Source organism: Burkholderia sp. Z1 (assembly GCF_014893795.1).
Taxonomy (GTDB): Bacteria; Pseudomonadota; Gammaproteobacteria; order Burkholderiales; family Burkholderiaceae; genus Burkholderia; species Burkholderia theae.
Genome location: NZ_JACFYL010000002.1, coordinates 498171 through 511974, shown reverse-complemented (window position 1 = coordinate 511974; position 13804 = coordinate 498171). Strand labels below are relative to the sequence as shown.

Here is a 13804-nt window from a genome sequence, read left to right as displayed (position 1 = left end):
CCCGATAACGATTCAGCCTGCCGCGTGATTTGCATTGCCCGAAAGATTGGTTCACGCGGCCGGCGGGTTTTCGTACGCTGAAAGTCCGAACTTTCTCCGCACACGCCATGAACCGTACGATCCGCTACAAGGGCTATGAAGTCGCCCCCGCTGCCGCCCGGTTGCCGAACGGGCTGTTCGCCGCCAACCTGACGATCGAGCGGGCGGGCGGCGGGCCGTCGCCGCGCTCCGTGTCGTTCGACGCCATCGATTTCTTCTTCGAAGAGGAACACGCGCTCGCCTACGCGTCCCGCTGGGGCCGCCTCTGGGTCGACACGCACGTGTGACGCACGCCTGGCCGGCGTGCGCATGGCCGCTCGAAAATACGCGTTTACGGAAGCTATGCAAGAATCTTTCAGCCCGTAATCGCATAACAACAGCCATGACTGACACGCTGCAGAAAGAGCACGCAGCCGCAGATCACGCAATGCGCAACTGGACCTTCGAGAGGCAAGGTCCGGTCAGGATCGGTTCCGATGCGCACAAGCAGATGTTCTGCCGCATGCTGCTCGACACACACAACCCGTACAAGCCGGCCGTGATCGATTGGCCGGCGCTCAAGCCCGACGAACTCAAGCGCCTTACGTCGCTGCCGATCTGGGACATCGCGGTGCAAACCGAAGGCCGCGCATCGATCCGCGTGGCGACGTACGCGGAGTCGATCGACGATGCGCTGCTGCGCCGCGCACTCGAAATGGACGGCGGCGAGGAAGCGCGCCACAAGGTCGTGCTGTCGAAGCTCGTCGAGGCGTACGGTATCCGGCTCGCGCCCGAGCCGCCCTACCCGGCACCGACCGACCCCGAGTGGTCGTGGATGATCACCGGCTTCAGCGAATGCATCGACAGCTTCTTCGCGTTCGGCCTGTTCCGTTCCGCGCAGCGCTCCGGCTATTTCCCGCCCGAACTCGTCGACACCTTCGAGCCCGTGATCCAGGAAGAAGGCCGCCACATCCTGTTCTTCGCGAACTGGTACGCGTGGTACTGGCGCACGATGCCGTGGTGGCGCCGGCCGTGGTTCTTCGCGCGCGTCGCGGCCGTGTGGGTGCACCTGATCCGCGACCGCATCGGCATCGCGCGCGGCATCGATGCCGACGGCGCCGCGCGTGACGCGAACTTCCCGGCGACCGGCACCGCCGACATCGGCGACGCGCTGAACCCACGCGAACTGATCGAACTGTGTCTCGTCGAGAACGACCGGCGGATGGCCGGTTACGACAAGCGCCTGCTGCGCCCGATGTTCGTGCCGCGCCTGGCGCGCTTAGCGCTGCGGTTTCTCAAGAAGTAAGGGCGGGCGCGCTGCCGCGGGATGCGCGAGCCGGTGCGGGCCGCACGCTTGCCGGTTCCGCTCTCGACGTCGCGCGCTCCGGTGCCCGTCGATGCGCTGCGGGACCTTGCCGAACTCGATCCGCCTGCCGTCTGTGGCGCGCCCGATACATTTACCCCTGCCCTTTTTTCACCGGCGCCGCCGTGCGCGCACGCCGCGCATCGGGCAAATTGCCGCCCCCAATGATCTGACAATTCGGGCGCGTCGCCCCGACGCCGACCCGCGTCTTTAACAACCTGTCGCCACCCGGCGAGCGACCGTCACGCGGCGCCCTCCCGGGGCGGTTCGGCACGCCCTCGAATCCCGCCCGGATACCAACATCATCGATATCGTCAATAGGACAAATTCGAAATTTGAATGGTGACAGCCCGGCGCATCGTCCTGTAGCACTTTTTTACAAATTCGACGGACCGGCCGGCCCGGAACGCCCGTCACACGGGCGGTCACGGCGAACCCGATGCGCAAATCAGCACAGCCCGATATCCGTCGATTCAAATTAAATTGATTTATAGATAATCGAACAAAATAAAAACAAAACCATCTAAAAATACCGCATTAACAAATTAACAAGATATTCAGCATATTATCAATTGGCCCCTCCGAAAACATTACAATTTCGAAAGGACGATCGATCCCGCAAACGTTTGCTATTTCATTTGTCTTACTTTTCAGCCATTTCCATGTGTGACCTGCCGCACAAAACACACATAACTCATTGATTTTTATGAAAAATACTGCACAAGCCCAGAAAAATTCAAACCCTACACGTCACATTCTTACATCTTTCAAATTCATTCTCCCCTGATACATCAAAACACGATGCATTAACCATCTTTTAACTTTCAAAACCTCTCATTTATCACTTTTTATCAATCTCTTAAATCCACCTCCAATAAACTCCGCCCATCAATTTTGAGATTCGCGCGAGCGCACGGAATATTCCTCTAACGAAAGAGACCGGTGTGTGGCGTGCATATTTGGAGGTAGCAGGACATGAACCGCACATACCGCTCGATCTGGAACGAAGCTCTTGGCGCCTGGGTCGCGGCATCGGAACACGATTCGGCACGGGGCAAGCCGAACAAGTCGGCCGTCGTGAAGGCCGTTGCAACCGCCGTCCTCGTAGCGGGGGCGACCGTCGGTAATGTTGCACATGCGCAATACAGCGCAGGTGGCGGCACGGTGACAGGCGGCGCCACTCAAGGGATCGCAATTGGCGGTAACAGCGGCAGCACGACGACGGCCAGCGGGTCGACGTCGATCGCGATCGGTGCGAACGCAACGGCATCGGGCAACTATTCCCAGGCTTTCGGCCAGGCCACGACGGCGACCGGCGCCAGCTCGATCGGTATCGGCTCCGGCGCGAAGGCGCTGAACACGGGTGCGACCGCAGTCGGCAACGACACCACGGCATCGGGCTCCAGCGCGATCGCGATCGGCGGCGGCAACAGTTCGGGCACAGGTGGCGCGATAGCCTCGGGTAGCAACTCGATTGCACTGGGCCGGTTCTCGAATGCGTCCGCGAGCGGCGCAACCGCGCTGGGCTCTACCGCATCGGCCGGCGGCACCGATTCGGTCGCGATCGGCACCAACACCACCGCGCTCAATACCTCCGTTGCAGTCGGTCGCGGCTCCACGGCCACGGGCACGAACGGCTCGGTCGCAATCGGCAATTCCGCGACGTCCACGGGCACCGGTTCAATCGCGATGGGTACCGTCGGCAGCTTTGCGGCGACCACCATCGCCAGCGGCTCGGACGCGGTTGCACTCGGCAACGGCTCGACGGCCAGCGGCAATTCCGGGTCCGTAGCCGTGGGTTCCGCCGCCACGGCGTCGAACAGCTATGCGACCGCCTTCGGTTCAAACTCGACCGCATCGGGTTCGGGTTCGGTCGCGTTCGCACAAAATGCCAATGCGTCGGCCACGAACGCCGTCGCGATCGGCGTCGCGTCGAGCGCCAATGTCGCGAACTCGGTCGCCCTCGGCTACAACTCCCAAACGACAAGCGCGCTGTCGGGGACGACCGGCGGCACCACGGTGGTCAGCAGCACGACCATCGGCGGTCAGACGTTCGGTAGCTATGCCGGCTCCGGCGCGGCAGGCGGCGTAGTCAGCGTCGGCCAGCCGAACTTCGAACGCCGCATCCAGAACGTCGCGGCGGGCCTCGTCAGCGGAACCAGCACCGACGCGATCAACGGCAGCCAGCTCTACGCCGTGGCAAGCACGACGACGTCGAGCATCACGAGCCTGTCGACTTCGACGTCGACGGGGTTGTCGTCGGCCAACAGCTCGATCGGTTCGCTGTCCACGTCGACGTCGACGGGGCTCTCGTCGGCTAATAGCTCGATCTCGTCGCTGTCGACCTCGACTTCGACCGGCATCAATTCGCTGTCCACCGGCCTCAGTTCGGCCAATAGCTCGGTCACGTCGCTGTCGACTTCCACGTCGACCGGCCTGTCGTCGGCTAATAGCTCGATCACCTCGCTGTCGACCTCGACTTCGACCGGCATCAACTCGCTGTCCACCGGCCTCAGCTCGGCCAATAGCTCGGTCAAGTCGCTGTCCACGTCGACGTCGACGGGTCTGTCGTCGGCTAACAGCTCGATCACCTCGCTGTCCACCTCGACCTCGACCGGCATCAGCTCGCTGTCCACCGGCCTCAGCTCGACCGACAGCTCAGTGACTTCGCTGTCGACTTCCACGTCGACCGGCCTCTCGTCAGCCAACAGCTCGATCACCTCGCTCTCGACCTCGACCTCGACTGGCCTTTCGTCGGCGAACAGCTCGATCACGTCGTTGTCGACCTCCACGTCGACCGGCCTGTCGTCGGCGAATAGCTCGATCACCTCGCTGTCGACTTCCTCGTCGACCGGCTTGTCGTCGGCCACTAGCTCGATCACGTCGCTGTCGACCTCGACCTCGACGGGTCTGTCGTCGGCCAACAGCTCGATCACTTCGCTGTCGACCTCGACCTCGACCGGCCTGTCGTCGGCGAATAGCTCGATCACCTCGCTGTCCACCTCGACCTCGACCGGCCTCTCGTCGGCGAACAGCTCGATCACTTCGTTGTCGACTTCGACGTCGACCGGGATCAGCTCGCTGTCCACCGGCCTGAGCTCGACCAACAGCTCGGTGACTTCGCTGTCGACTTCCACGTCGACGGGCCTGTCGTCGGCTAACAGCTCGATCACCTCGCTGTCCACGTCGACCTCGACTGGCCTGTCATCGGCTAACAGCTCGATCACCTCGCTGTCGACTTCCACGTCGACGGGCCTGTCGTCGGCGAACAGCTCAATCACGTCGCTGTCGACTTCCACGTCGACCGGCCTGTCGTCGGCGAACAGCTCGATCACCTCGCTGTCGACCTCGACCTCGACCGGCTTGTCGTCGGCGAATAGCTCGATCACCTCGCTGTCGACCTCGACCTCGACCGGCTTGTCGTCGGCGAACAGCTCGATCACTTCGCTGTCGACCTCCACGTCGACGGGTCTGTCGTCGGCCAACAGCTCGATCACCTCGCTGTCCACTTCGACTTCGACGGGTCTCTCGTCGGCCAATAGCTCCATCACGTCGCTGTCGACCTCGACCTCGACCGGCCTGTCGTCGGCCAATAGCTCGATCACCTCGCTGTCGACTTCCACGTCGACGGGCCTGTCGTCGGCCAACAGCTCAATCACGTCGCTGTCGACCTCCTCGTCGACGGGTCTGTCGTCGGCTAACAGCTCGATCACCTCGCTGTCCACGTCGACCTCGACGGGTCTGTCGTCGGCCAATAGCTCGATCACGTCGCTGTCGACTTCCACGTCGACGGGTCTGTCGTCGGCCAACAGCTCGATCACTTCGCTGTCCACGTCGACCTCGACCGGCATCAACTCGCTGTCCACCGGCATCAGCTCGACAAACAGCTCGGTCCTGTCGCTGTCGACCTCGACGTCGACGGGTCTCTCGACGGCCACGAGCTCGATCGGTTCGCTGTCGACCGGCCTGAGCACGGTCACGGTCAAGACGGACAACCTCGGCAACAGCACGGCATCGGCACTCGGTGGCGGCTCCACGTACGACCCGACGACCGGGACGGTCTCCGCGCCGGCATACACGACCTACAACGCGAACGGCACGACGTCGACCGCCAACAGCGTCGGCTCGGCGATCAACAACATCAACAGCCAGGGCATCAAGTACTTCCACGCGAACTCGACCGGCCCCGACAGCACCGCAACCGGCACCGACGCAGTCGCCATCGGCAGCGGCGCCGTCGCCGGCACGAACAATTCGGTCGCGCTCGGCGCCAACTCGCAGACCGCCGCGGCCAATCCCACGAGCAGCGCGACCGTCAGCGGTGTCACGTTCGGTGGATTCGCAGGCACCGCGCCGGTCGGTACCGTTAGTGTCGGCAGCGCGGGCAACGAGCGACAAATCACCAACGTCGCCGCCGGCCAAGTGACGCAGACCAGTACCGACGCGATCAACGGCAGCCAGCTTTATTCGGTTGCCCAACAGGTTGGTACCGCGACCAGCGCCATTTCGTCGTTGTCGACTTCCACGTCGACCGGCCTGTCGTCGGCTAACAGCTCGATCACCTCGCTGTCGACCTCGACCTCGACGGGTCTCTCGTCGGCCAACAGTTCGATCACGTCGCTGTCCACCTCGACCTCGACGGGCCTGTCGTCGGCTAACAGCTCGATCACCTCGCTGTCCACGTCGACCTCGACCGGTCTGTCGTCGGCCAACAGCTCGATCACCTCGCTGTCGACCTCGACCTCGACGGGCCTGTCGTCGGCTAACAGTTCGATCACGTCGCTGTCCACGTCGACCTCGACGGGCCTGTCGTCGGCTAACAGCTCGATCACCTCGCTGTCGACCTCCACGTCGACCGGCCTGTCGTCGGCTAATAGCTCCATCACGTCGCTGTCCACCTCGACCTCGACTGGCATCAGCTCACTGTCCACGGGCCTCAGCTCGACCGACAGTTCGGTGACCTCGCTGTCGACGTCCACGTCGACGGGCCTGTCTTCGGCCAACAGCTCGATCACCTCGCTGTCGACCTCGACCTCGACGGGTCTGTCGTCGGCCAACAGCTCGATCACCTCGCTGTCCACGTCGACCTCGACGGGCCTGTCGTCGGCTAACAGCTCGATCACCTCGCTGTCGACCTCCACGTCGACCGGCCTGTCGTCGGCTAATAGCTCCATCACGTCGCTGTCCACCTCGACCTCGACTGGCATCAGCTCACTGTCCACGGGCCTCAGCTCGACCGACAGTTCGGTGACCTCGCTGTCGACGTCCACGTCGACGGGCCTGTCTTCGGCCAACAGCTCGATCACTTCGCTGTCGACCTCGACTTCGACAGGCCTGTCTTCGGCGAACAGCTCCATCACGTCGCTGTCCACGTCGACCTCGACCGGCATCAGCTCGCTGTCCACGGGCCTCAGCTCGACCGACAGCTCGGTGACTTCGCTGTCGACTTCCACGTCGACCGGCCTGTCGTCGGCTAACAGCTCGATCACCTCGCTGTCGACCTCGACCTCGACCGGCCTGTCGTCTGCAAATAGCTCGATCACTTCGCTGTCCACTTCGACCTCGACCGGTATCAGCTCACTGTCCACCGGCCTCAGCTCGACCGACAGCTCGGTGGCATCGCTGTCGACGTCGACGTCGACGGGCTTGTCGTCGGCAACCAGCTCGATCACCTCCCTGTCGACCTCCACGTCGACCGGTCTGTCGTCGGCTAACAGCTCGATTACGTCCCTGTCCACCTCGACCTCGACCGGTATCAGCTCGCTGTCCACGGGCCTCAGCTCGACCGACAGCTCGGTGACTTCGCTGTCGACTTCCACGTCGACCGGCCTGTCGTCGGCTAACAGCTCGATCACCTCGCTCTCGACCTCGACCTCGACGGGTCTGTCGTCGGCAAATAGCTCGATCACGTCGCTGTCGACCTCCACGTCGACCGGCCTGTCGTCGGCCAACAGCTCGATCACCTCGCTGTCCACGTCGACCTCGACGGGCCTGTCGTCGGCTAACAGCTCCATCACGTCGCTGTCCACGTCGACCTCGACTGGCATCAACTCGCTGTCCACGGGCATCAGCTCGACCGACAGTTCGGTAGCATCGCTCTCGACGTCGACGTCGACGGGCTTGTCGTCGGCGAACAGCTCGATCACGTCGCTGTCCACCTCGACCTCGACCGGGATCAGCTCGCTGTCTACCGGCCTCAGCTCAACCGACAGCTCGGTAGCATCGCTCTCGACGTCGACGTCGACGGGCTTGTCGTCGGCGAACAGCTCGATCACGTCGCTGTCGACCTCGACCTCGACCGGCATCAGCTCGCTGTCTACCGGCCTCAGCTCGACCGACAGCTCGGTGACTTCGCTGTCGACTTCCACGTCGACCGGCCTCTCGTCGGCCAACAGTTCGATCACGTCACTGTCGACTTCGACCTCGACCGGCATCAGCTCGCTGTCCACCGGCCTCAGCTCGACCGACAGCTCGGTGACCTCGCTGTCGACTTCGACGTCGACCGGTTTGTCCTCGGCCAACAGCTCCATCACGTCGCTGTCGACCTCCACGTCGACGGGTCTGTCGTCGGCCAATAGCTCGATCACCTCGCTGTCGACTTCGACCTCGACCGGTATCAGCTCGTTGTCCACGGGCCTCAGCTCGACCGACAGCTCGGTGGCGTCGCTGTCCACCTCGACCTCGACCGGCCTGTCGTCGGCCAACAGCTCGATCACTTCGCTGTCGACCTCGACTTCGACGGGCCTGTCGTCCGCGAACAGCTCCATCACCTCGCTGTCCACGTCGACCTCGACGGGTCTGTCGTCCGCGAATAGCTCGATCACGTCGCTGTCCACGTCGACCTCGACCGGTATCAACTCGTTGTCCACGGGCCTCAGCTCGACCGACAGTTCGGTGGCATCGCTCTCGACTTCGACGTCGACGGGTCTGTCATCCGCTAACAGCTCCATCACGTCGCTGTCGACCTCGACCTCGACGGGTCTCTCGTCGGCGAACAGCTCCATCACCTCGCTGTCGACTTCGACCTCGACGGGTCTGTCGTCTGCGAATAGCTCGATCACGTCGCTGTCCACGTCGACCTCGACCGGTATCAGCTCGCTGTCCACCGGCCTCAGCTCGACCGACAGCTCGGTGACGTCGTTGTCCACCTCGACCTCGACGGGTCTCTCGTCGGCCAACAGCTCGATCACGTCGCTCTCGACCTCGACCTCGACCGGCCTGTCGTCCGCGAATAGCTCCATCACCTCGCTGTCGACTTCGACCTCGACCGGCATCAGCTCGCTGTCCACCGGCCTCAGCTCGACCGACAGCTCGGTGGCATCGCTGTCGACCTCGACGTCGACGGGTCTGTCGTCCGCGAACAGCTCCATCACCTCGCTGTCGACTTCGACCTCGACGGGTCTGTCGTCTGCGAATAGCTCGATCACCTCGCTGTCCACGTCGACCTCGACCGGTATCAGCTCACTGTCCACGGGCCTCAGCTCGACCGACAGTTCGGTGACCTCGCTGTCGACGTCCACGTCGACGGGTCTGTCGTCCGCGAACAGCTCGATCACCTCGCTGTCCACCTCGACCTCGACCGGTATCAGCTCGCTGTCCACTGGCCTCAGCTCGACCGACAGTTCGGTGGCATCGCTCTCGACCTCCACGTCGACGGGTCTGTCGTCCGCGAACAGCTCCATCACCTCGCTGTCCACGTCGACCTCGACCGGTATCAGCTCGCTGTCCACTGGCCTCAGCTCGACCGACAGCTCGGTGGCATCGCTGTCGACTTCGACGTCGACTGGCCTCTCGTCCGCTAACAGCTCCATCACGTCGCTGTCGACCTCGACCTCGACGGGTCTGTCGTCGGCAAATAGCTCGATCACCTCGCTGTCGACCTCGACCTCGACGGGTCTCTCGTCGGCTAACAGCTCGATCACATCGCTGTCCACCTCGACCTCGACCGGCCTGTCGTCCGCGAACAGCTCGATCACATCGCTGTCCACGTCGACCTCGACGGGTCTCTCGTCGGCGAATAGCTCGATCACCTCGCTGTCGACCTCCACGTCGACCGGCCTCTCGTCGGCCAACAGCTCGATCACGTCGCTGTCCACTTCGACCTCGACCGGCATCAGCTCGCTGTCCACCGGCCTGAGCAGCACGAACAGCTCGGTGACGTCGCTGTCGACTTCCACGTCGACCGGCCTGTCCTCGGCGAACAGCTCCATCAGCTCGCTGTCGACCTCGACCTCAACCGGCCTCTCGTCGGCCAACAGCTCGATCACGTCGCTGTCCACCTCGACCTCGACCGGCATCAGCTCGTTGTCCACCGGCCTGAGCAGCACGGACAGCACGATCCTGTCGCTGTCCACGTCGACGTCGACCGGCATCGGCTCGCTGTCCACCGGCCTGAGCACGACGAACAGCTCGGTGACATCGCTGTCCACGTCGACCTCGACCGCGATCAACGCCGCGAAGACGCACTACTACAGCGTCAACGACAACGGCACGCAGCAAGCCAACTACGACAACACTGGCGCAACGGGCACCAACGCCCTCGCGGCCGGCGTGAACGCCAGCGCGGCGGGCGCAAGCAGCGTGGCAGTCGGCGACGGCTCGAACGCACAGTCGGCAGGCGCGGTCGCCATCGGCCAGAACGCATCGGCGACGGGCGGCAAGGCCGTGTCGATCGGCTCCGGCAACACCGCGACCGGCGACGGCGCGGTCGCGATCGGCGACCCGAGCATCGCGACGGGCACCGGCGCGGTGGCGATGGGCGCGAACGACACGGCGACCGGCAACGGCGCAGTGGCGCTCGGCAACGCGAACACGGCAAACGGCGCCAGCGCGCTCGCCCTCGGCAGCTCGAACCAGGCCACCGCGGACAACACGATCGCGCTGGGCAACCAGTCCACGGCCAGCGCCACCGGCGCACAGGCCTACGGCTCGGCTGCCAAGGCCACGGCCGCCGACGCGCTCGCCTTCGGTACGAACGCGCAAGCCAACGTCGCCAACTCGATCGCACTCGGCGCGAACTCGGTCACGAGCGCCGCGAACCCGACGTCGAGCGCCACGATCGGCGGCGTCACGTACTTCTTCGCGGGCAACTCGCCGGTCGGCGTGGTGAGCGTCGGCGCACCGGGCCAGGAACGCCAGATCACGAACGTCGCCGCCGGCCGGATCTCGGCCACCAGCACGGACGCGATCAACGGCAGCCAGCTCAATGCGACGAACAACGCGGTCAACGCGCTGTCGACGTCCACCGCATCGAACGTCGCGTCGCTGTCGACCGGCATCGGCTCGCTGTCCACCGGCCTGAGCACGACGAACAGCAACGTGGCCTCGCTGTCCACGTCGACGTCGACCGCGGTCAACTCGCTGTCGACGGGCCTGAGCACGACGAACAGCAACGTGAACTCGCTGTCGACGTCGACTTCGACGGGCATCGGTTCGCTGTCCACCGGCCTGAGCACGACGAACAGCAACGTGGCCTCGCTGTCGAGCGGCGTGTCGAACATCAACAACACGCTGAACCAGTTGTCGACGTCGATCAACAACAACACGACGCGCACGGCGAACAACAACGGCGTCGCGGCCGACATGAACGGCAAGGGCACCGACGTCCCGACCGTCACCGCCGGCTCGAACTCGGTGGCGATCGGCGCGAACTCGAACGACGGCGGCCGCCAGAACGTGGTGTCGGTCGGCAACGACACGCAGCAGCGCCAGATCGTGAACGTCGCGCCGGGTACGCAAGGCACCGACGCGGTCAACGTGAACCAGCTGACGCAGGTGCAGACGACGCTGTCGACGGCACTGTCGGGCCAGCAGGGGCAGATCAACTCGTTGAATTCGCAACTGCAACAGACCGACCAGATGGCGAAGCAGGGTATCGCGGCCGTCGGCGCGATGGCCTCGATCCCGCAGCTCGATCGCGACGCCAACTTCGGCATGGGGGTCGGTACGTCGACCTTCCTCGGCCAGAAGGCGATGGCGGTCAACATGCAGGCCCGCATCACGGAGAACCTGAAGGCGTCGATCAACGGCGGTTTCAGCGGCGGTCAGAAGGTGATCGGCGCCGGCATGCTGTACCAGTGGAAGTAACGCGTCGCGCCGCCAGGCCGCCCGGCTCGCCAGCCGGACGGCCCGCGGCGGCCCCGACGGCAGGACGAGCCCGCCGCGCCACCCGCGGCGGACCTCGGTCAACCCAAGCTTTAAGGACGTAATCGTGAACAAACTCGCTCTTGCACTCGCGCTGTCCGCCACGGTCCTCGCCGCGTGCTCGACCGCATCCGGCCCGACCTTCAGCGCCTCCGAACTGCAGCCGCGCGACGGCGTGCGCACGTTCCAGGTGGACTGCCACGGCCTGCTGTCCGGCCCGCAGACCTGCATGAAAGCCGCCCGCAAGATCTGCGGCGACCAGCCGGTGCGCACCGTCGACTCGGCCCGCGCGCTGCGCGACGGCTCCGACCCGGCATCGCTGGTATTCCAGTGCGGCGCCGCGCCGGCGGAACCGGCCTCGGCCGCCGAACCGGCGTCCACCACCGTCGAACACGTGAACCTGTCGGGCGACGCGCTGTTCGCCACCGACCACGCGACGCTCGCGCCGACCGCGCGCGAATCGCTCGACCGGCTGCTGAGCGAGCACGCGGACCACACGTACTCGAAAGTGACGATCACCGGCTTCACGGATTCGGTGGGCAGCGACGACTACAACCTCGCACTGTCGCAGCGCCGCGCCGAAGCCGTCGCCGCCTATCTGAAGGCGCACGGGCTGAAGGCCGACACGCTGACGGTCACGGGCCGCGGCAAGGCCGATCCGGTCGCCTCCAACGCGACGGCCGAAGGCCGCGCCAGCAACCGCCGCGTCGAAATCACGCTGCAGCACTGAGCAGGCGGCCGCCGCGCACGGCGGCCCGCTCCGGCAGGCCGCCAGCGCCGCGCCGGACACCCGCCGGGCACCCCGCGCGCCGCCTCGCCGGCGCCCCGCTCCGGTTGGCCGGCGACTATGTCAAAGTTCGTCACATCCCGCCACAAACCGGCGATTTCCGTGCCACAATCGCCGACAGACAGTCGCCGGGGCAGCCTGCCCGCATCGCGCGCCGTGCCAGGCGCGCCCGACGACACGCCGGAATCCGGCTGCCGCCCCCGCGATCCACGTCGCACGATTCGCCGGCCGCGGCGCGCCGGCGCGAATGCAACCATGACAATCCACGGCGCGCCGCTTCCGGTCCACGCGTTCGACGCCACGCCCGGACGCACGACGCCGCAGAGGAAACCAACCGGTGACGGACATCAATGAAGCCGCTTCGGGCGGCACCCGCAAGCAACGGCCGGCCGTCGGCATCTCGCTGTTTGCGCGGGACGGCCAGGCGATCTGGGAAAACGGCATTCACCAGAACATCGCGTTCCTCGCGATGATGCTCAAGCGCTCGGATCGCGTCGGCCCGGTCTATTTCCTGAACGGCGGCGACGCCAACGCGCTGCCGGCCGGCCTCGAACTCGACGGCCTCGACATCCCGCTCGTGAAACCCGCCGACGTCACGCACGAACTCGACGTCGTGATCGAAATGGGCGCGCAGCTGCCGGTCGAATGGCTCAGGCACATGAAGGCGCTCGGCAAGAAAATCGCCGCGTTCTTCTGCGGGCACGTGTACGCCGGCCTGTGCGAAACCCCGATCTTCGAAAAGCCGTCCGGGCACATCTTCAACGGCGCGCCGTTCGACGAAGTGTGGCTGCTGCCGCAATACGACAAGACCGCGGCACCGATGCTGCAGACGATCCTGCGCGCGCCGGTGCACCTGATGCCGCACATCTGGTCGCCGTACTTCCTCGATCGCCGCATCGCCGCACTCGCCGGCGAAGGCGCGACGTTCGGTTATCGGCCCGGTCGCCGCCCGTGGCACCTGGCGACGCTCGAACCGAACATCTCGGTCGTCAAGTCCTGTCACTACCCGATGCTCGCGTGCGACGAGCTCTACCGCGCGCGGCCGGACGCGGTTCAGCACATGTTCGTCGTCAACGCGATGCACATGAAGGAGCATCCGACCTTCGTGCACTTCGCGAACAGCCTCGATCTCGTGCGCCAGCACAAGGCGACCTTCGAACCGCGCATCGACCTGCCGGGCTTCATGGCGCGCCACGCGGATGCGGTCGTGTCGCACCACTGGGAAAACGGACAGAACTATCTGTATTACGACGTGCTGCACGGCGGCTATCCGCTGATCCACAACTCGACGCTGCTCGGCGACGCCGGTTATTACTACCCGGACTTCGACGCCGCCGCGGGCGGCCGCGCGCTGCTCGATGCGTGGCTGCATCACGACGAACGCCTCGACGACTATCGTGCGAAGGCCGGCCGGCTGCTGCAGTCGGTCTCGATCGACAACCCCGCGAACCTCGACGCGTTCGTCTCGCGTCTGGTCGCCTGAACCGGAGAAT

General features: G+C 64.9%; 5 protein-coding genes. All 5 read left to right on the top strand.

From position 1 onward, the window contains the following. Positions 1–107: 107 nt before the first annotated feature. The 5 genes from H3H55_RS19365 (at position 108) to H3H55_RS19345 (ending at position 13794) form a co-directional block, all read left to right on the top strand. The gene (locus H3H55_RS19365) at positions 108–326 is read left to right on the top strand and encodes a hypothetical protein (RefSeq protein ID WP_048251238.1); all 219 of its coding nucleotides are present in this window, start codon (positions 108–110) and stop codon (positions 324–326) included. Between the two features lie 95 nt (positions 327–421). Then, positions 422–1324: a ferritin-like domain-containing protein gene (locus H3H55_RS19360; protein WP_193099813.1), complete on the top strand. Its 903-nt coding sequence runs from the start codon at positions 422–424 to the stop codon at positions 1322–1324. A gap of 1032 nt (positions 1325–2356) precedes the next feature. Then, positions 2357–11467: a YadA-like family protein gene (locus H3H55_RS19355; RefSeq protein ID WP_193102061.1), complete on the top strand. Its 9111-nt coding sequence runs from the start codon at positions 2357–2359 to the stop codon at positions 11465–11467. Positions 11468–11591: 124 nt separating this feature from the next. Continuing rightward, on the top strand, positions 11592–12254 hold the full coding sequence (locus H3H55_RS19350) for an OmpA family protein (RefSeq protein ID WP_193099812.1): 663 nt from the start codon (positions 11592–11594) through the stop codon (positions 12252–12254). Between the two features lie 394 nt (positions 12255–12648). Beyond that, a complete protein-coding gene (locus H3H55_RS19345) occupies positions 12649–13794 on the top strand; it encodes a DUF2827 domain-containing protein (protein ID WP_193099811.1) in 1146 nt (381 codons plus the stop codon). Positions 13795–13804: the final 10 nt, after the last annotated feature.

What these genes read in the sequence shown, in the direction of transcription:
- H3H55_RS19365 (WP_048251238.1), top strand. Translation starts at nt 108, where the DNA reads ATGAACCGTACGATCCGCTACAAGGGCTATGAAGTCGCCCCCGCTGCC.
- H3H55_RS19360 (WP_193099813.1), top strand. Translation starts at nt 422, where the DNA reads ATGACTGACACGCTGCAGAAAGAGCACGCAGCCGCAGATCACGCAATG.
- H3H55_RS19355 (WP_193102061.1), top strand. Translation starts at nt 2,357, where the DNA reads ATGAACCGCACATACCGCTCGATCTGGAACGAAGCTCTTGGCGCCTGG.